The sequence below is a fragment of the Microbispora bryophytorum genome (assembly GCF_006874465.1).
Classification (GTDB): domain Bacteria; phylum Actinomycetota; class Actinomycetes; order Streptosporangiales; family Streptosporangiaceae; genus Microbispora; species Microbispora bryophytorum.
In genome coordinates, this window is sequence record NZ_VIRL01000003.1 from 251,816 (window position 1) to 270,918 (window position 19,103).

The following is a 19,103-nucleotide window of genomic DNA, read 5'->3' on the forward strand; positions in this document are numbered from 1 at the left end:
GCGCGGGATGGAGCACGGGAGGGAGCGCGGCTCGATGACGGCCGAGACGGTCATGCTGGCCCCGCTGTTCCTGCTCTTCCTGATGTTCCTCGTCGGCGCGGGCCGGATCGTGGAGGCCCAGGGAGAGGTCAACGGGGCCGCGCGGGACGCCGCCCGGGCCGCCTCCGTGCAGCGCACCGAGGCGGAGGCCGAGTCGGCCGCGAAGGAGGCCGCCGAGGCGTCGCTCTCCGGCGACTGCTCACCGCAGGTGGACATGTCCGGCAGCGAGTGGGAGATGGACGGCGTCGTCCGGATGACCGTGACCTGCGAGCTGAACCTCGACTTCCTCGGGTTCGGCGCCGCCAAGCAGATGTCAGGCACCTCGGTCGTGCCGCTCGAGAAGTATCGGAGGGTGAAGTGAGGGTGCCGCCGCCGGTCGGAGGCGGGCGGGCGGGCGAGCGGGGTTCCATGTCGGTGTTCGTGGTCCTCTTCTCGGGGGTGGTGTTCCTGCTGGCCGGGCTGCTGGTGGACGGCGGGGCCGCCATGAACGCCCGCCTCAAGGCCGCCGACATCGCCGAGCAGGCCGCCCGCGCCGCCGCCGACCAGATCGACGTCGAGACGTTGCGCGCCACCGGCGAGGTGCGGTTGCTCGCCGACGAGGGCGCGGTGTGCGGCGCGGCCGAGAAGATCACCGCGGACCAGGGGGCCGACGGCGTACGCATGACCGAGTGCACCGTGGGCGGCGGCCAGGCGGACGTCACGGTGGCGGTGTCGGTGCACTGGGACGCCTTCTTCCTGTCCGCGCTGGGCTTCGCGGGCTCCGACATGGAGGCCGAGGCCACGGCCGCTCCTGATCCGGGGGAGGCGTGACCGGGCCACGGCCGCCGGGCGGCCGGCGGGAGGAGTTCAACCGCGAGGCCCGGCGGGGGCCCGGGTGGGAGGTCGCGCGCGGGGTCCAGGGAGGCGAAGCCCCCGGCCGGAACCCGCGGGCCGATTCCGATGCGACGGCGGGCGGCGTGCCGGGCCGGGGCCCGCGACCGCGCCCGGAGGGCATGCCGTCGGTGCTGGGGCCGCAGCGGGCGCCCGAGCACTGGCAGGACGACCGGCCCGTGCGGCTGCGGGCCCGGCGCACGGCCGGAGACGTCCTCGCCGGCCTTGGGGCCCTGGTCGCACTGGTGGGCCTGGTGGGCGGCGTGCCGTACGCGTTGCTCCGGCTCGCCGGCCCCCCGATCAGCGGCGACCTGCTGAACCCGGACCTGTTCACGAGCGAGGTCGGGCCCGAGACGATCATCGCGATCCTGATCCTCCTGGTGTGGCTGGCCTGGCTGCAGCTGTTCCTGTGCGTGGTCGTCGAGGTCTACGCGGCGCTGCGGCGGGTCGGCATGCCGGCCCGGGTGCCGCTGTCGGGCGGCACCCAGGCGCTCGCGAACCGCCTGGTCTCCGCCGTGCTGCTGCTGTTCACCGCGACCGCCGTGGCGATCCCCATCGTCCGCGCGGGCGCCCCCGCCCCGATCCGGCCCCAGGTCGCGGCGCTGTCGGCGCCGGTGCCGCAGACCGAGGCGGAGCGACCGGCCCTGCACGCCAGGGAGGTCAAGAAGGTCTACGTGGTCCAGCCCCCGCACGGGCGCCACCACGAGAGCCTGTGGGAGATCGCGGACAAGTGCCTGGGGGACGGGCGCCGCTATCCGGAGATCTACCGGCTCAACCAGCACAAGGAGCAGCCCGACGGCAGCCGCCTGCACATGGCCGACCTCATCCGTCCCGGCTGGGTGCTCGACATGCCGGACGACGCCAGGAACGTCCACATCGTGCCGGTGGACGAGGACCGGCCGGAGACCCTGAAGGAGCACCGCCACGCGCCCGCCGAACTCGACGGCGACACCCGGTACGCCGGGGGAGGGGCGACCGGCGGCGACGCCCACGCCGACCGGCACGCGACGGAGGACAGGCGCGCGGAGGACCGGCACGCGACGCCGGACCCGCGTCCCACCGCCGGCTCGCACACGGGTTCGCACACGGGCTCGCACCCCGGTGCGGACACGGGGAAGCCGGCGGGAGACGAGGCGGACACCACCCGCCCCGACGGCGCTCAGCCGGGCGAAGCCGGGCGGTCCGGCGACGCGGGCCACGAGCGGGGCAGGGTGACACCCGAGCCGGGCAAGCCGGGGATCGTGCTGCCGCCGCCCGCGATGCCGCAGGACACGCCGTCGGAGCCGAAGGGCCGCACCGGCGATGCGAAGGACACGCCCGCCACGACCCGCGCGACGCCCACCCCGCGTCCGATCATCACGACCACCGTCCAGCCCGCGATCGCGCCGGCGGAAGCGGGCCACCAGACCGCGGGCGAGGAGGCAGGGGAGCAGCAGGGCGGGCCGGTCCTCGCCGACTACCTGGCCGCCTCGTCGCTGGCGGCGGCAGGGCTGCTGGCCCTGCTCGGTCGCAGGCGGCGGGAGCAGTTGTGGCGCCGGGCCTTCGGATGGCGCATCGCCAGGCCGCGCGGAGACGCCGCCGAGGCCGAGGTCGCCATCCGCCTCGGCGCCGACGCCCCCGGCGGCCGCATGCTCGACCTCGGCCTGCGCCTGCTCGGCCGCCTGCTGGCCGACGCCGGCCGGCGCCCTCCGACGATCTACGCCGTCCACCTGTCCAACCGGGGCCTCGACCTGTGGATCCACCCGTCCGAACAGGACGCGCCCGAGCCCTGGGAGTCCTGCGACGACGGGCAGGTGTGGCGCCTTCCGGCCCACGAGGGACGCCGCATCGACGAGCACGTGCTGGCGGGGGTGCCCGCGCCCTACCCCGGGCTGGTCTCGCTCGGCACCGGGCAGGGCGGCCGGGTCCTGGCCGATCTGGAGGCCGCCCACGGCGTGATCTCGATCACCGGGGCGCACACCGTCGCCGCGCTGTCGGCGCTCGCCGTCGAGCTGGCCACCAACCGGTGGTCCGACCAGATGCGCATCACGCTCGTCGGCTTCGGCGAGGAGCTGACCCTGCTCGCGCCCGACCGGATCAGGACGGCGAGCAGCCTGGCCGAGGTGCTGCCGGAGTTCGAGGAGCGTGCCCGCCACGACGGCGACGTGCTGACCGGCCGGATCCACAGCCGCGTGGCCGACCCCGCCTACACCCCGCACTACCTCCTGTCGGCCATCCGCCCCGACGAGGACGAGGCGCGCCGCCTGGCGCTGCTCGGCAAGGGCACGCGGACGGCGAGCGGCTTCGTGATCGCGGGCGAGGTGCCGCACGCCACCTGGACGTGGGAGGTCACCGACGACGGCCGGGCCCGTGTGGACGCCCTGGGCCTTGACATCGATGCCCACCTGCTGCCGCGCCGGCACTACGACGCCGTGATCGGCCTCTTCCGCACGGCCCGGCAGCAGGAGGGCGAGCCGCTCACCCCGGTGGTGGAGCGGCTGAGCGAGGAGCCGCCCTCCATCGAGGTGCGCATCCTCGGCCCGATCGAGATCAGCCCGGTGAACCCGCTCGAAGAGGGCCGGGCGGCCCTCGCCCACGAGCTCGTCGTCTACCTGGCCACCCATCCGGACGGAGTGCACCCGGCCGTGCTGACCGGCGTGCTGTGGCCGCGTGGCGTGCAGCTCGCGGTGCGCGACGCCACGATCGCCAGGGTCGCCGAGTGGCTCGGGCGCGACGGCGAGGGACGCCCCCACCTGTTCCTCGACCGGTCCGGGCGGCTGCGGCTCGGGCCGGAGATCCGTACGGACTGGCGGCTCTTCCAGGACCTCGTACGGCAGGCCGGCGAATGGGCCGACGCCGCCGCTCCCGCGGACGGCAGGCCCGGTGACATGGAGGCCGGCCTGCTGGAGCGCGCGCTCACGCTGGTGCGCGGCCCGCTGCTGAACGGCAGGCCGCCCGACCGGTACGCCTGGCTGGCGGCCGACCCCTTGGAGTACGACGTGACGGCCTGGGTGGCGGACGCCGCCCACGCGCTGTGCGAGATTCGGCTGGCCCGTCACGACCCGCACGGCGCGGTGGCGGCGGCCAGGGCCGGGCTGCTGCTCGCGGCCGACGACGAGGGGCTGTGGCGCGATCTGCTCCGGGCGGCGCACGCCACCGGGGAGCCCGTGCGGCTGCGGGCGGTCGTCGACGGCCTGCTGCGCCGCGCCACCTCCCACCCGTACGGCGGTGGGATGGCGCCGGAGACGGAGGCGCTGATCGACGAGTTGCTGCCCGACTGGCGCCGGACCGTCTCCCCTGATCTTCGGAACCCGGTTCTCAGGAGCCCGACGCTCAGGAACCCTGCCGCCGCGGACCGGGCCGCCGCAGACCGGGCCGCCGCAGACCGGGCCGCCGGAGACCCGGCGGACCTCAGAACCTCACGTCTCGCCTGATCGGAGCCCCAATGCCAGGGACGTCCTCCCGCGCGCCGCTCCTGACGGCGTGCCTGCTGCTCCTGTCGGCGTGCGCCGTGCCGGACGCGGACCGGGGTTTCACCCCGGGCGGCGGCGTGGAGCCGGCCGCGGCGGCCTCCGGGACGCCGGGCCCGCAGCCGGGCACCGAGACGGTTACGGCGGCGCCCGGACTGACGATCGAGATCGAGTGGCCGCTGGAGCCCGACCCGAAGCGGTCGGCCGTGATCAAGGCGTTCGCCGGCGACTTCACGGCGCAGTGGCGGGCCGTCGGCACCTCCGGCGGGGACCGCTCGTACGCGAAGGGGATCGATGCCGAGTCGTCCGCCTACATGGAGGCCGTCACCTGGGTGCAGGGATTCCTCAAGGACAGGCAGTCGGCCCGGGGCGTGGCCAGGCTCTACGCCCTGCGGGTGCCCTCCGTCATGGGACGCGGGGCGGAGGCCGACGGCTGTGTCGATCTGACCGGCGTGCGGCTGACCGACCAGGAGGGCACCCCGCTGGCCCGTCAGCCCGCCTGGCTCAAACCCCCGAAGGCGGTCTTCCTGCAGACCGCCGGCCTGGGGCACGGCGACGACGGCGTCTGGCGGATCCGGCTCTACCGCCACGCGGACTATCCGGACGAGCGCGCGAAGGAGTGCCTGAGATGAGGGCCATTGCTGTGACGTCCCTGCTGGCGGGGGCCCTGCTCGCGGTGTGCGCGCCGCCCGCCGCCGCCGACCCGGACGTCGGGGCGCACGGAGAGGCGTTCCAGAAGGGCAACACGGCCGGCGTCAAGCTGACCAACTCCAAGATCGGCCTGTCCGGCAACGGGCTCGGCGGCAAGAGCGACGGCTACCGGATGCCCCGCCCCTGCTGGTATGAGCCGAACAGTTCGGCCGACGACATGCGCGGCCTCCAGGCGCAGCAGAAGAAGCAGGCGGTGGAGGCGGGGCTGGACTACGACGTCGATCTCGACAGGTTCGGCGAAAAGATCGGTGACAAGGGCCAGTGGTGGGGCGCCGCCTACGACGCCGGCAACCCGGACGGAGCCTCGTGCGCCGCCGGACTCGAGCCGCTCATCTGGGTGCCCGAAGGGACGGCCCCCGCCGGAGGCATCACGCTGGAGCAGCTCATGCAGATCGCGCGGGCCGCGCTGACCGTGCCGGAGCCGAAGATCAAACTGAGCCCGGACGCCAAGAGCTACGTCAACCTGGGGACCTGGGTGTGGCTGGACGGAGCCGAGGCCGCCCCCCGGTCCGTCACCGCCACGCTGCCCGGGGTCATGACCGCCACCGTCACGGCGACGCCGGACCACCTCGAGATCGACCCCGGCACCAAGGAGGACGACCGCGCCCAGGTGTTCAAGGACTGCGGCACCACCGGCAAGCCGTACGTCAAGGGCGCCGACAAGGACGGGAAGGGCGAACCGGAGTGCGGCGTCATCTACCGGCACTCCTCCGTCGACCTGCCGGGCAAGGTCTACACGCTCACCGTCACGAGCGTCTGGACCGTCGTCGGCAACGGCAACCAGGGCGGCGAGGCCGTCCCGTTCGCGTACGACCCGATCCAGGTCGCCGCGACCAGGGACGTGCCCGTCGGCGAGGTCCAGAGCATCGTCAAGGAATGAGGTCCAGCGAGCCGCGCCGTCGTCCAGGAGGACCCGATGCCGCGCTCCGGCAGGTCAGGCGCGGGACTCGTGGGCGACCAGCCACTCCTTGACCGGCGTGCCGTAGTAGTAACTGCCGTAACCGCCGGTCGAGGGCACCACGCGGTGGCACGGCACGAACGGCGCGATCAGGTTCTGCGCGCAGGCCGACCCCGCGGCCCGCGCGGCCGTCCTGGGCAGCCCCGCCTTCTCCGCGAGCTGTGCGTACGACACGGTGGTCCCGGCGGGCACCGCGCGCAGCGCCTCGTACAGGCGCTGCCTGGTGGGGGTGCCGGGCTGCTCGACGGGGATCCGGTCGAGCGCGCCGACCTTCCCGCCGAGATACTCCCGCACGGCCTCGGCCGCGTCGCCGAGATCGCCCTCCCGCAGGGAAAGCGCCTGCAAGGACGGCGCGAGCCGGGTGAACATCTCGCGGGGGTCGGCGGTGAAACCGGCCGCGACGAGCACGCCGTCGCGGGCGAGCAGCGCGAGGGGTCCCACCGGGGTGGGCACGGTCTGCGTGATGATCATCTGTTGCGTCCTCGTGGTGTGGTGTCTGGATTGTCGGAGGCGTGGCTCCACAGGTGGAGCGCGGCGTACGCGCGCCAGGGCCGCCATCGCTCGGCCTCGTCCGCGGCGATGCCGAGCCGTTCCATCGTCCTGCGCAGCACGAGGTCGCCCTCAGGCCACGCGTCCGGGTCGCGCAGCGCGCGCAGCGCGATGTAGCCGGCCGTCCACGGGCCGATCCCGGGGATCTCCAGCAGCCCGGCGGTGGTGTCGGCGGGGTCGCCCGCGCCGTCGAGGTCGATCGCGCCGGAGGCCACCGCCTCGGCCAGCGCCCTGATCGTGGCGACCCTGCGGGTGGTGAGCCCGAGGCCGTCCAGGTCGGCCGCGGCCAGCCGGTCGGCCGTGGGGAACAGCAGCGGCACGTGTCCGGTCACGGCCGCGCCGGGGTTCCCGCCCTCGTCGGTGGGATGGTCGGCAGGGCGGTCGGCGACGGCGGGGACGCCGGCGCGGGCGGCGATACGGCCCAGCAGGGTGCGGGCCCCGGCCACCGAGATCTGCTGCCCGACGACCGCCCGGACCGCCAGCTCGAACCCGTCGTAGGCTCCCGGCACCCGCAGCCCGGGACGGGCCGCGACCAGCGGCGCGAGCGACGTCGCACCGAGGATCTCCCGCACCGCCCCGGGGTCGGCGTCGAGGTCGAGCAGGCGGCGGCAGCGGGCCACCAGCCGGGAGAGCAGGTGCGTCTCGGTGGTCCGCACCGTGAGCCGGACGTGACCGGCGGCGGGCCGCAGCGTGATCGAGCCGCCCGGCACGGCCCGCGTGTAGGCCGTCACGTCGTCCCCCGACCGGCAGACCGCCTCCACCGATGGGATCGCCCGGGCGGCGAGGAAGCGCAGCACCGGCTGCGCGTCGTACGGGTCCCGGTGGCCGAGCCGCAGGGTCAGCCCGGTCGTGAGGGCGACCGGACCCCCCTTCTCGTGCATGGGCCCGTTGGTCCTGCGCAGCTCTCCCGGCGCGAAGCCGTACGACTCCTTCAGGGCCGCGTTGAACTGGCGTACGCTGCCGAACCCGGCGGCGAACGCGACATCGGTGATCGGCAGGGTGGTCTCGGTGAGCAGTTGCTTGGCGAGCAGCAGCCGCCGGGTGCGGGCGACGGCGAGCGGCCCGGTGCCGAGTTCGGCGGCGAACAGGCGGTGCAGGTGCCGCTCGGTCACATGCAGGCGGCGGGCCAGCCCGGCGACGCCGGACTCGTCGGCCACCCCGTCGTCGATCAGCCGCAGCGCCCGTCCGACCAGGTCGGCGCGTACGTCCCAGCCGGGGTCGCCGGGGCTGAGCTCGGGACGGCAGCGACGGCAGGGCCGGAACCCGGCGGCCTCGGCCGCGGCGGCGTGCCGGTAGAAGCGGACGTTGCCTCGGGCGGGGGTGCGGGCGGGGCAGATCGGGCGGCAGTAGATGCCGGTGGTGGTGACAGCCGTGTAGAAACGCCCGTCGAAGCGGGAGTCCCGCGCGGAGACGGCGAGGTAGCACGCGTCGAAGTCGAGCTGGCGTGTGGTCACGCACACGACGTTATGCGCTGGCCACCGATGCGGGCTGGCGGAAATCGGACGCGGCCGTGCGGATGCCGCGGCGGTGCGGAGGAGCCTCGCGCGGGACCGGGCACGGAGACGACGCTGAGCCGGGAGTGCTCCCGCGCGAGCTCGGGTGCTGGACCGGAACGCCTGACGTCACTTGCTGGAGATGCCGACCCCGAGGTCGAACTCGCGGTAGACCCTGGCCCAGAAGCCGTCGCGCAGCCAGACGCGCGCCTCCGGGTAGGGCCGCAGGGAGTGGCCGAGCTCCTTCTCCGCCTCGATGAGCAGTTCGGTGTCGATCACCGTGGGCAGCAGCGGACCCGGCAGCAGGTCCCGGATGTTGTCGCGGCCCCTGGTCAGTATCCATTTCTGCGCCACGTGTTCACCGACCTCCTCCACGCGGGGCCGGCCCGGGCCCAGCTTGGCGACCTGGCCGATGGGCGACTTCGGCGGCATCGGCTTGACCGTACGGCCCGCGAAGACCTGGGCGGGCGACGGCGTGGGCACGACGGGCACGGGCACCGGTGCGCGCGTGAAGAACGGACGCAGGAAGTCGGCGCTCAGGATCTCGACGGTGTCCGACTCCCAGACGAGCCGCTCGGCCTGGTTGGTCCCGAACGGCGGCTCGACCCCCCACAGGTGGATGCGCACGCCGTATGCCTGCGCGGCCTCCACGGCGGGCACCATGTCCTCGTCTCCGGCGATCAGCACGGTGTCGCTCACGGCGTGGTGACGGGCGAGGGCCTCAAGGTCGCTGCGGATCTGCGCGTCCACGCCCTTCTGCTGGCCGCGGGCGTTCAGGTTGCCCAGCCTGACCTTGACCCAGGGCAGCTGGGCGATCACACGCTGGTCCACCGTGGGCACGCGGTCGCGGGCGGCGTCATACCAGTAGACGCGCAGCAGTTCGCCCGGGATGCGCTCGAGCGCGTGCTTCTGGAGCGCCTGGATCAGCTCGTCCGCGGAGACGCGGTACTCCTTACGCTCCTTGGCGCCTAAGAGAACTTCACCGGCGGCCGCGTAAAGGTAACCGACGTCCACGAGAACGGCATACTTTGCGGCTATGCCATGTGCGCTGAAGTCCGGGATGGCCATGGTGTCCTCCTGGACTCGTCACTAGTTGATCGGCTGACTATATTCCCCCGCTTTCTAGATAGTCCCAACTCTTGAGCCAGTTGACACCCTGTTCCGGCGATGTAATCGGTCCGTAGTCGTCGCGGATGGCGTCGGAAGAGTGTCACCCGCCGGGGAACACGGCCCCGCGCCAGGCTCCCGGGCCGTGCGGAAGCCCCACACGTAGCCGATGGGCCGGATTCCTCCAGTTGCCCGGGCGCGTTCGCGGTGCCGGCGGCCGGGAATCGCCCGCCGCCGTTTGGGCCGCCGTTCGGGCCGCCAGCGCGGCGACGAGGGCGGCGGTCTCCTCGGGGGTGGCGTCCCCCCGGACGATGCTGAGGTACGGCTCGCGGCTGGTCATAGCGGAATGTTCCCGTGCTTCTTCGGGGGCAGCGTGGCCCGCTTGTTGCGGAGGGCACGCAGCGCGCGGACGATCTGAACCCGGGTGTCCGAGGGCCGGATGACCGCGTCCACGTAGCCGCGCTCGGCCGCGAGATACGGATTTGCCAGCGTGTCCTCATATTCCCTGATGAAACGGGCCCGCGCCGCCTCCGGATCGTCGGCGGCGGCCAACTCGCGCCGATAAAGAATGTTGACCGCGCCCTGCGCTCCCATCACGGCGATCTGGGCGGTGGGCCAGGCCAGATTGACGTCCGCGCCGAGGTGTTTGGACCCCATCACGTCATATGCCCCACCGTACGCTTTACGGGTGATGACGGTGACCAGCGGCACGGTCGCCTCGGCGTAGGCGTAGAGCAGCTTGGCGCCGCGGCGGATGATGCCGTTCCACTCCTGGCCGGTGCCCGGAAGGAAGCCCGGCACGTCGACGAAGGTCAGCACCGGGATGTTGAAGGCGTCGCAGGTGCGCACGAACCGGGCGGCCTTCTCGGAGGCGTCGATGTCGAGCGTCCCGGCGAAGCTCATCGGCTGGTTGGCGACGACGCCCACCGAACGCCCCTCGACCCGGCCGAAGCCGACGACGATGTTCGGCGCGAAGCCCGCGTGGATCTCCAGGAACTCGCCGTCGTCGAGGACGTGCTCGATGACCGTGAGCATGTCGTACGGCTGGTTGGCCGAGTCGGGGATCAGCGTGTCGAGCTCGCGGTCCTCGTCGGTCGTCTCCAGGTCCGCCTCGGCGTCGAAGGCGGGCGCGTCGTCCATGTTGTTGGACGGCAGATACGACAGCAGCGCCCTGGCGAAGTCGAGGCAGTCCTGCTCGTCGGACGCCTCGTAGTGGGCGACGCCGCTCTTCGAGTTGTGCGTGTGCGCGCCGCCCAGCTCCTCGAACGTCACCTCCTCGCCGGTCACGGTCTTGATGACGTCCGGCCCGGTGATGAACATGTGCGACTTCTCCTGCACCATCAGGACGAAGTCGGTCAGCGCGGGGGAGTACACGGCGCCGCCCGCGCACGGACCCATGACCAGCGAGATCTGCGGGACCACGCCGGAGGCGTGCACGTTGCGCTTGAAGATCTCGGCGTACAGGCCGAGGGAGACCACGCCCTCCTGGATGCGCGCGCCGCCCGAGTCGTTGATGCCGATCACCGGGCAGCCGGTCTTCAGGGCGTGGTCCATCACCTTGACGATCTTCTCGCCGAAGACCTCGCCCAGCGAGCCGCCGAACACGGTGAAGTCCTGCGCGAACACGGCGACCGGCCGGCCGTCCACGGTGCCGTAGCCGGTCACGACCCCGTCGCCGTACGGGCGTTCGCGGTCGAGGCCGAACGCGGTCGCCCGGTGCCTGGCCAGCTCGTCGAACTCCACGAAGGAGCCCTCGTCCAGGAAGGCGGCCAGCCGCTCGCGGGCCGTCATCTTGCCCTTGGCGTGCTGTTTCTCCACCGCGCGCCGGGAACCGGCGTGGGCCGCCTCGCTCCGGCGGCGCTCCAGGTCGGCGAGCCTGCCGGCGGTGGTGTGGATGTCGATCTCGGGGGCGTGTTCGGCGCTCATCGCCCGCTCACCGTTCCTCGTATGCTCAGCGGCCCTCGGGCCCCGAACGCCGCGCCGGGTCGCGTCGAATCCATGGGCGACAGGTTAACCAGAACGGCGCCGCGCGGTCGCGCCGGGTCGCGCTCACCGGGATCGCATTTGCCCGGGCGGGAACCGTCCACAGGAACGCGGCCCGTGCGCCGTTCGTTCGGCTTTACGACGGCTTCATACAAATGGGGGCTCCATGGCGGATGCCGTACGTACGCAGGGGTTGTACAAGCGCTTCGGGCAGCAGACGGCGGTCGGCGGGGTCGACCTGGTCGTGCCGAGGGGCAGCTTCGCCGGCCTGGTCGGCCCCAACGGCGCGGGCAAGACGACGACGCTGAGCATGGTCACCGGGCTGCTGCGTCCGGACGGCGGGCGGATCGAGATCGACGGCCACGACGTGTGGGCCGACCCCGTCAGCGTCAAGGCGCACATCGGCGTGCTGCCCGAGGGCCTGCGGCTGTTCGAGCGGCTGTCCGGCCGCGAACTGCTGATGTACGGCGGCCGGTTGCGCGGCATCCCCATGGACGAGGTCGGCAAACGCGCCGACGAGCTGCTCAAGGTCATGGACCTGGTCGAGGCGCAGGACAAGCTGGTGGTCGACTACTCCACCGGCATGCGCAAGAAGATCGGCCTCGCGGCGGCGCTGCTGCACAACCCGGGCGTGCTGTTCCTCGACGAGCCCTTCGAGGGCGTCGACCCCGTTTCCGCCAACACGCTCACCGAGGTGCTGCGCCGATACACCGCCTCGGGCTCCACCGTCGTCTTCTCCAGCCATGCGATGGACCTGGTCGAGCGGCTGTGCGACTGGGTGTCGGTGATGAACCGGGGCCTCGTCGTCGCGCAGGGCCCGCTCGACGACGTGCGGCGGGGCCGCACGCTCAACGAGGCGTTCCTCGACCTCGTCGGCGCGCGCGGCAACGGCGAAGAGGGCCTGTCGTGGCTCGGGTCGCCGGCATGACCTGGCTGTTCGTCCGGCTGAAGCTCAGCCTGGTGCGCGGGGGCCTGCGCGGCGACGCCGGCAAGCAGGCCGGTTTCGTCTTCTCGCTGGCCGCCGCCCTTCTCGCCGCCGTCGCGGGGTTCGCGCTGCTGTCCCTCATCCGGCTCGCGCCGTCCGGCGTCGCCCTCGACCTCGTGGCGGCGGCGTTCGCGATGTTCGCCGTCGGCTGGATCATCGTGCCGCTGACGGCGTTCGGGCTGGACGAGACGCTCGACCCGGCCCGGCTGGCCGTGTTCCCGCTGACCACCCGGCAGCTCGCGACCGGCATGCTGGCCGCGTCGGCCGCCGGGGCGTGGCCGATCGCCTCGCTGGCCGCGCTGTTCGGCGGCATGGTCGCGCTCGCCCACGGGCCGGGCGGAGTGCTGCTCGGGGTGCCCGCGGTGGTCCTCCAGTTCGCCTTCTGTCTCACGGCCTCCCGCCTGGTGACCACCGCGCTGTCCGGCGTGCTGCGCACCCGCCGGGGGCGGGACCTGCTCGCGGTCGCCGCCATCTTCGTGGTGCTGCTCGTCCAGCTGCCGAATCTGCTGGTCAACCGCGGCCTGTCGGGCGACCCCACGCGGGTCCTGGCGTCGGTGGGTGACGTCCTGCGCTGGACGCCGCCGGGGCTGGCCGCGCACGCGATCGCCGACGGCGGCCTCGTCGGGGCCGCCGAGCTGATCGTCGTCGCCATGTCGGTCGTCGTGCTGGGGTGGCTGTGGATCGTCGCGCTGCGGCACGCGCTGGTGCGGCCCGACGCCTCCACCCGGAGCGGCGGCTCCGTCCGGCGGCCCGGACGGGTTTCGATCGGCAGGTTCCTGCCCGACGGCATGCTCGGCGCCGTCGTCGCCAAGGAACTGAAGTACGCCGGGCGCGAGCCGCGGGGCCGGGTGAACTGGATCATCGCGCTGTTCGTCACCGTGCTCATCACGCTTTCCCTGCACGGGCAGGACGGCCGGGCCGGGCTGGGCTCGGTGCTGGGGCCCGCCTGCATGGCGGCCGTCATGATCGGGCTGCAGGCGGCCAATTCCTTCGGGATCGACGGCAGGTCGCTGTGGATGAACGCCGTGGCGTTCTCCACCCCGCGCGACATGCGTACCGACCTGGCCGGGCGGCACCTGGCCATGGCGGTCATCGGGGTGCCGATGCTGGCCCTGGTGTCGCTGTTCGCCGCCCTGGTGGCGGGCGACGCGGTCTGGGCCCTCGTCGCGGCCCCGATCGCCTGGGGCGTGCTCGGGGTCGCCATGGGCGTCGGCGCGCTCACCAGCGTGACCTCGCCGTACACCTATCCCGATCGCCTGAACGCCTTCAGCGGCGCCGCTCCTGGGCAGGGCGGGCAGGCGTTCGCCATCTCCTTCGCCACGACGCTCGTCACCGGCGTGCTCATGCTGCCGGTCGTGCTGCCGGTCCTGTTCGGCCTGACCTGGTGGGCCGTGCTCGCCGTGCCGTACGGCGTGGCGGCCGCCTGGGCGGGCCGCAGGATCGCCGCCGGCGTCGGCTTCGCCCGCCTCCCCGAAATACTCGCCGCCATCTCCCGCCCCACCTGACGGTGCTCCGCGGTCCGGACGCCTGACCGTCTGCTACATGTTTGAGTGGTCTAGTCCAATTGGTGAGACCGCCCTCGGGCTCCCGAGCGCGATTCGCTAGCCTTCCAAACATGGCCGCCATCGCTCCTGCCGAACGACACAACGCCGTAGCGGAGATGCCGGACGAACTCCGCGCTGACGTGCGCCTATTGGGTGGACTACTGGGTCAGGTGATCGCCGAGCACGGCGGCCCCGACCTCCTCGCCGACGTAGAACGGCTCCGGAAGGCCGTGATCGCGGCCCGGCGCCGGGAGACGACGGCCGACGAGGTCGCGGCCCTGGTGGCCGAATGGCCCGTGGACCGCGCCGTGCAGATCGCCCGGGCCTTCACCTGCTACTTCCATCTCGCCAACCTCGCCGAAGAGCACTACCGCATCCGCATCCTGCGGCAGCGCGACAAGGACGACGTGCCGCTGCGCGAGTCCCTCGCGGAGGCCGTGCAACGGCTGCGCGGGGACGACCGGCTCCACGACCTGATCGACGGGCTGGAGTTCCGGCCCGTGCTGACCGCCCATCCCACGGAGGCGCGGCGGCGGGCGATCGTCACCGCCATCCAGCGGATCAGCGCCCAGCTCGACGCCTACAACACGCCCGGACGGGGCACCGCCGAGCGGGAGGAGGCCCACCGGCGGCTGCTTGAGGAGATCGACATCCTGTGGCGCAGCGCCCAGCTCCGCCACACCAAGCTCGACCCGCTGGACGAGGTCCGTACGGCGATGGCGGCGTTCGACGAGACGCTGTTCCGCACGGTGCCACTGATCTACCGCTCGCTCGACGCGGCGCTCGGGTCCGGCACCGGGACGCGGGAGCCGCTGGCCAAGGCGTACATCCGCTACGGAAGCTGGATCGGCGGCGACCGCGACGGCAACCCCAACGTCACCGCCAAGGTGACCAGGGAGGCCATCCAGATCCAGGCCGAGCACGTGCTGATCGCACTGGAGAACGCCACCACCCGGATCGGGAGGTCGCTCACCCTCGCCAGTGTCTTCACGCCGCCGTCCGCGGAGCTGCGGGCCGCGCTCGCGCAGGCCGAGGACGACCACCCCGACCTGGTGTCGGAGATGGCCACCCGGTCGCCGCGGGAGCCGCACCGCCAGTGGCTGATGTTCGTGGCGGCCAGGATCGCCGCGACCCGCCGCCGCGACCTCGACCTCGCCTACCGCGCGCCCGCCGAGCTGCTGACCGACCTGCGGCTCGCGCAGGACTCCCTGCGCGGGGCCGGCGCCGTACGGCAGGCCTACGGCGAGCTGCAGCACCTCGTCTGGCAGGCCGAGACGTTCGGCTTCCACCTGGCGGAGCTGGAGGTGCGCCAGCACTCGGCGGTGCACGCGGCGGCGCTCAAGGAGATCGCCTCCGGCACGCTCTCGGAGCGCACCGAGGAGGTCCTGGCCACGATCCGGGTGATCGGCTGGATCCAGGAGCGCTTCGGCGTGGCCGCCTGCTCCCGCTACGTCGTCTCGTTCACCCGCTCGTCCGACGACATCGCGGCGGTCTACGAACTGGCCAGGCACGCCCTGGGCGAGCGCGCCCCGGTGCTCGACGTGGTCCCCCTGTTCGAGTCGGGCGAGGACCTCGACAACTCCCCCGCCGTGCTGGAGGGCATGGTCGGCCTGGAGCCCGTGCGCCGGCGGCTCGCCGAGAACGGGCGGCGTATGGAGGTCATGCTCGGCTACTCCGACTCGGCCAAGGAGCTCGGCCCGGCGGCGGCCACTCTCCGCCTGTACGACGCGCAGGCGGCCCTCACCGCCTGGGCCGCGGCCAACGACATCACGCTGACGCTCTTCCACGGCCGGGGCGGTGCGCTCGGCCGGGGCGGCGGCCCGGCCAACCGGGCCGTGCTCGCGCAGGCGCCCGGCTCGGTCGCCGGCCGGTTCAAGGTCACCGAGCAGGGCGAGGTCATCTTCGCGCGGTACGGCCACTCGGCGATCGCCAAGCGGCACATCGAGCAGGTCACCAACGCCGTGCTGCTCGCGTCCACCTCGGGGGTGGAGTCGAGCACGGCCGCCGCGGCGGCGAAGTTCCGCCGGCTCGCCGACACGGTGGCCGTGGCCTCCGAGCGTGCCTATCGGTCGCTGACCGAGGCCGAGGGCTTCCCCGAGTGGTTCGCGCTGGTCAGCCCGCTGGAGGAGCTCGGCTTGCTGCGGCTCGGCTCCCGGCCCGCGCGGCGCGGCCTCGGTGCGCCCCGCTCCCTGGACGACCTGCGGGCCATCCCGTGGGTGTTCTCGTGGGCCCAGACGCGGGTCAACCTCCCCGGCTGGTACGGCCTGGGCAGCGGCCTGGCCGCCGTGGTCACCGACGGCGGCATGGCCGAACTGCGCTCGGCCTACCAGGAGTGGCCGCTGTTCGCCGCGCTGCTGGACAACGCGGAGATGTCGCTGGCCAAGACCGACCGCCCCATCGCGTCCCGCTACCTGGCCCTGGGCAGCCGGAGGGACTTCGCCGAGCAGGTCCTGGAGGAGTACGACCTGACGAGGCGGCTGGTGCTGGAGGTGACCGGCCACGCCCGCCTGCTGGAGAACCGGCGCGTCCTGTCGCGGGCCGTGCAGCTGCGCGACCCCTACGTGGACGCGCTCAGTCACCTCCAGCTGCGGGCGCTGTCGGCGTTGCGGGCGGCGGGCGACCTGTCGGAGGAGGAGCGCGAGCGCCTGTCCACGCTGCTGCTGCTCAGCGTGAACGGCGTCGCGGCCGGTCTGCAGAACACCGGCTGACGGCCCGCTGGCTGCTCAGCGCGAACCGGGCGGGCGCTCGAACCCGAGCGCCCGCCCGGTTCGGCCGCCGGTCCGGATCCCGGTGTCCCGGCATCACGGGGTCCCGGCATCACGGGGTCCCGGCCACCTGCTCGACGTCGATCCGCTCCGGGCAGGCGTAGATGTTGAAGCGCTCCTCGCGCAGGAACCCCACGAGCGTGATGCCGAACTCGCGCGCCAGGTCGACGGCGAGCGAGGAGGGCGCGGACACGGCGCACACGATCTGGATCCCGGCGCTCGCGGCCTTCTGCATGATCTCGTAGCCGACCCGGCCGCTGACCAGCAGGACGTGCCGGTCGAGGGGGGTCCGGCCGCCGAGCAGCGCCCAGCCGACGAGCTTGTCGACGGCGTTGTGCCGCCCCACGTCCTCCCGCACGGCCAGCGGTGCGCCGTCGGGGGTGAACAGCCCGGCGCCGTGCAGCCCGCCCGTCCTGCCGAAGACCCCCTGGGCCTCCCGCAGCCGGTCGGGCAGGCCGTACAGGGTCGTGGCGGGCACGGCGACCGGCGGGCGCACGGCCGGCACGGCGCAGCGGTCGCGCAACGCGTCGAGGCTCGCGGTGCCGCAGACGCCGCACGCGCTCGACGTCAGGAAGTTCCGCGCCGTGGCGAGGTCCGGCAGTCGCGGGGCGGCGAGCCGCACGGTCACCGTGTTGTAGCGCGCCTCGGGATCGAGATCCTCGTCCGTGCAGTAGCCGATTGCGGCGATGTCGCCGGGACCGGCGATCCCCTCACCGTGCAGGAACCCCGCCGCGAGCTCGAAGTCCGCGCCCGGCGTCCGCATCGTGATCGCCACCGTACGGCTCTCGCCCCCGGCCAGGAGCCGGATCTCCAGCGGTTCCTCCGTCGCGAGGTCGTCACGCCGGTCGCGCACGGCCGATCCGGAGACCGTCCGGACGCGTGATCGCGTGACGGGTCCCAACCGGGCGGTGGGCCGCGCCACGCCGTCCCATTCCATCACAACCTCCTTGGCGGCATGGCTGCCGTTCTTTCCCGTACGCAGCCTGCCACGCCGCGGGCCGGTGATCGTCCGCCGGGTGGCGCCCGGGAAGAACGGGGAGATCAGGGCGACCGGCGCACAGGCGGGTCGCGGCGCACCGGACGCAGCAGGGGAGACAGCAGCCCGAGGAGGTCAGCCGATAGCCTGGGCGCGTGCCCGACTCGCCGTACGCCGATCTCGACCGGCCCCCGCTGTCCGAGACCGCGCTGACCCTGGCGCTGGTGCGTCCGGGCTCGCTGTGGTCGTCCGTACGCGTCGTCGAGCGGACCGGGTCCACCAACGCCGACCTGGCCAGGACCGTGCGCGAGAGCCCGGCGGAGGGCGCCGTGCTGGTCGCGGAGTCGCAGTTCGCCGGGCGGGGCAGGCTCGGGCGCCCGTGGACCGCGCCGCCGCGCTCGGGGCTGACGTTCTCGATGCTGCTGCGGCCGGAGGTGCCGCTCGCCCGGCAGGGCTGGCTGGCCCTGCTGGTCGGTATCGCCGCCGCCTCGGCCGTACGGCGGATCGCGGAGGTCGACGTGCGGCTCAAGTGGCCCAACGACCTCATGGTGGGGGAGCGCAAGCTCGCCGGGATCCTGGCCGAGCGGGTGGACCGCATGGTGGTCGTCGGCATGGGGCTCAACGTCTCGCTGCGGCCGGAGGAGCTGCCGGTGGAACGGGCCACGTCCCTCGCCGTCGAGAACGCCGCCTGCACCGACCGCGACCCGCTGCTGCGCGCGATCCTGCGGGAGGTCGAGTCGCACTACCGCGATTGGAAGGCCGCCGACGGCGACGCGGACGCCTCGGGCCTGCGCGCCGCCTACCTCGCCCGGTCGTCCACCGTGGGGCAGGAGGTCAGGATCGAACTGCCCGGCGAGCGGGTGCTGACCGGCCTGGCGACCGGGGTCGACGCGTCCGGCCACCTGCTCGTACGCGCCGGCGACGGAGAGCACTCGCTCAGCGCGGGCGACGTCGTCCACGTCCGCAAGGGTCCGTCGCCGGAGACCGGCCCGCCGGCCTGAGCCGCCGGGTGATCGGGCTGCCGAGTGATCGGGGCTGCCAGGGTGATCGGGGCTGCCGGGGTGAACGGGGCTGCCGGGGTGAACGGGCGAACACATGCAATCGACCGGCGATCGTGTCACGATTTGCGCCATGGGTCTTCCCGATCAATACCTGGCCGACGGCGAGCGGGTCGTTCTATCGTTCCATCCGCACTGGAAGCGGCTGATCCTTCCGGTCCTCGCCCTCATCGTCGTGCTGGCCGCCGCCGTCGTGGCCTTCATCTTCATCCCCGGCGACTACGAGTACGCGGGGTACGCCCGCGGCGCGGTGGCCGTGGTCGCCTTCGTGGCGCTGGTCCTGTGGACGATCATCCCCTATCTGCGCTGGGTGACGACGTCCTACACGCTGACCTCGCACCGCTTCGCGATCAGCACGGGAGTGCTGAACAAGTCGGAGGACGACATCCCACTCGCCAAGGTGAGCAGCGTGAGCTCCGACCAGCGGCTCCTGGAGCGCATCCTGGGATGCGGCACACTCCGGGTCGAGTCGGCGTCGGAGAAGGGCGACATCGACTACCGCGACATCCCCCAGATCCAGCGCGTACGGCACGAGCTGTTCCGGCTGGTGGAGGACGCCGCGGACGGGAACATCGACGGGGACTAGCGCGGCGCGGACCACGTGCCGTACGGGGAG

The 19,103-nt window shown here is 73.2% G+C and carries 16 protein-coding genes; 10 read left to right on the forward strand and 6 right to left on the reverse strand.

Translation table 11 applies throughout. The features are described from left to right. Positions 1 to 7 precede the first annotated feature (7 nt). The 5 genes from FLX07_RS08645 to FLX07_RS08665 are packed head-to-tail and all read left to right on the forward strand — an operon-like array spanning position 8 to position 5,949. Positions 8 to 400 (forward strand): TadE/TadG family type IV pilus assembly protein, encoded by a 393-nt coding sequence (locus FLX07_RS08645; RefSeq protein ID WP_167748163.1) that lies wholly within the window; start codon positions 8 to 10, stop codon positions 398 to 400. Next, positions 397 to 849 carry a pilus assembly protein TadG-related protein gene (locus tag FLX07_RS08650; protein ID WP_229689537.1) on the forward strand — a complete coding sequence of 151 codons (453 nt, stop codon included), beginning with the start codon at positions 397 to 399 and terminating at the stop codon, positions 847 to 849. The genes FLX07_RS08645 and FLX07_RS08650 overlap by 4 nt, the downstream gene beginning before the upstream one ends. Then, positions 846 to 4,322: a bacterial transcriptional activator domain-containing protein gene (locus FLX07_RS08655; protein ID WP_189104896.1), complete on the forward strand. Its 3,477-nt coding sequence runs from the start codon at positions 846 to 848 to the stop codon at positions 4,320 to 4,322. The genes FLX07_RS08650 and FLX07_RS08655 overlap by 4 nt, the downstream gene beginning before the upstream one ends. Before the next feature lie 11 nt (positions 4,323 to 4,333). Then, complete coding sequence (locus FLX07_RS08660; protein WP_142569350.1) at positions 4,334 to 4,990, forward strand: hypothetical protein; 657 nt, start codon at positions 4,334 to 4,336, stop codon at positions 4,988 to 4,990. Then, positions 4,987 to 5,949, forward strand: coding sequence for a hypothetical protein (locus tag FLX07_RS08665; protein WP_142569352.1), 963 nt, complete (start codon positions 4,987 to 4,989; stop codon positions 5,947 to 5,949). The genes FLX07_RS08660 and FLX07_RS08665 overlap by 4 nt, the downstream gene beginning before the upstream one ends. A 54-nt stretch (positions 5,950 to 6,003) precedes the next feature. On the opposite strand, the gene FLX07_RS08670 is transcribed toward FLX07_RS08665, so the two are convergent. The 5 genes from FLX07_RS08670 to FLX07_RS08690 form a co-directional block, all read right to left on the reverse strand. Then, entirely contained in the window at positions 6,004 to 6,498 is a 495-nt protein-coding gene (locus tag FLX07_RS08670; RefSeq protein WP_142569354.1) for a methylated-DNA--[protein]-cysteine S-methyltransferase, read from the reverse strand. Further along, positions 6,495 to 8,030 (reverse strand): Ada metal-binding domain-containing protein, encoded by a 1,536-nt coding sequence (locus tag FLX07_RS08675; protein WP_142569355.1) that lies wholly within the window; start codon positions 8,028 to 8,030, stop codon positions 6,495 to 6,497. The genes FLX07_RS08670 and FLX07_RS08675 overlap by 4 nt, the downstream gene beginning before the upstream one ends. A 168-nt stretch (positions 8,031 to 8,198) precedes the next feature. Next, on the reverse strand, positions 8,199 to 9,083 hold the full coding sequence (locus FLX07_RS08680) for an NYN domain-containing protein (RefSeq protein WP_229689538.1): 885 nt from the start codon (positions 9,081 to 9,083) through the stop codon (positions 8,199 to 8,201). 196 nt (positions 9,084 to 9,279) lie between these two features. Further along, positions 9,280 to 9,516: an acyl-CoA carboxylase epsilon subunit gene (locus FLX07_RS08685; RefSeq protein WP_142569359.1), complete on the reverse strand. Its 237-nt coding sequence runs from the start codon at positions 9,514 to 9,516 to the stop codon at positions 9,280 to 9,282. After that, positions 9,513 to 11,102 (reverse strand): acyl-CoA carboxylase subunit beta, encoded by a 1,590-nt coding sequence (locus FLX07_RS08690; protein WP_142569361.1) that lies wholly within the window; start codon positions 11,100 to 11,102, stop codon positions 9,513 to 9,515. The genes FLX07_RS08685 and FLX07_RS08690 overlap by 4 nt, the downstream gene beginning before the upstream one ends. Positions 11,103 to 11,325: 223 nt before the next feature. Here FLX07_RS08690 and FLX07_RS08695 point away from each other — a divergent pair, with 223 nt between their 5' ends. The 3 genes from FLX07_RS08695 (at position 11,326) to FLX07_RS08705 (ending at position 16,396) form a co-directional block, all read left to right on the forward strand. Continuing rightward, positions 11,326 to 12,087 (forward strand): ABC transporter ATP-binding protein, encoded by a 762-nt coding sequence (locus tag FLX07_RS08695; protein WP_142569363.1) that lies wholly within the window; start codon positions 11,326 to 11,328, stop codon positions 12,085 to 12,087. Continuing rightward, positions 12,066 to 13,649 carry a hypothetical protein gene (locus FLX07_RS08700; protein ID WP_229689539.1) on the forward strand — a complete coding sequence of 528 codons (1,584 nt, stop codon included), beginning with the start codon at positions 12,066 to 12,068 and terminating at the stop codon, positions 13,647 to 13,649. The genes FLX07_RS08695 and FLX07_RS08700 overlap by 22 nt, the downstream gene beginning before the upstream one ends. A 110-nt stretch (positions 13,650 to 13,759) precedes the next feature. Continuing rightward, the gene (locus FLX07_RS08705) at positions 13,760 to 16,396 is read left to right on the forward strand and encodes a phosphoenolpyruvate carboxylase (protein WP_142569365.1); all 2,637 of its coding nucleotides are present in this window, start codon (positions 13,760 to 13,762) and stop codon (positions 16,394 to 16,396) included. A gap of 109 nt (positions 16,397 to 16,505) precedes the next feature. On the opposite strand, the gene fdhD is transcribed toward FLX07_RS08705, so the two are convergent. Further along, positions 16,506 to 17,390 (reverse strand): formate dehydrogenase accessory sulfurtransferase FdhD, encoded by an 885-nt coding sequence (gene fdhD, locus FLX07_RS08710; protein ID WP_142569368.1) that lies wholly within the window; start codon positions 17,388 to 17,390, stop codon positions 16,506 to 16,508. Positions 17,391 to 17,584: 194 nt separating this feature from the next. Here fdhD and FLX07_RS08715 point away from each other — a divergent pair, with 194 nt between their 5' ends. Further along, the gene (locus FLX07_RS08715; RefSeq protein WP_142569370.1) at positions 17,585 to 18,430 is read left to right on the forward strand and encodes a biotin--[acetyl-CoA-carboxylase] ligase; all 846 of its coding nucleotides are present in this window, start codon (positions 17,585 to 17,587) and stop codon (positions 18,428 to 18,430) included. Between the two features lie 130 nt (positions 18,431 to 18,560). Beyond that, on the forward strand, positions 18,561 to 19,073 hold the full coding sequence (locus FLX07_RS08720; RefSeq protein ID WP_142569373.1) for a PH domain-containing protein: 513 nt from the start codon (positions 18,561 to 18,563) through the stop codon (positions 19,071 to 19,073). Positions 19,074 to 19,103 lie beyond the last annotated feature (30 nt).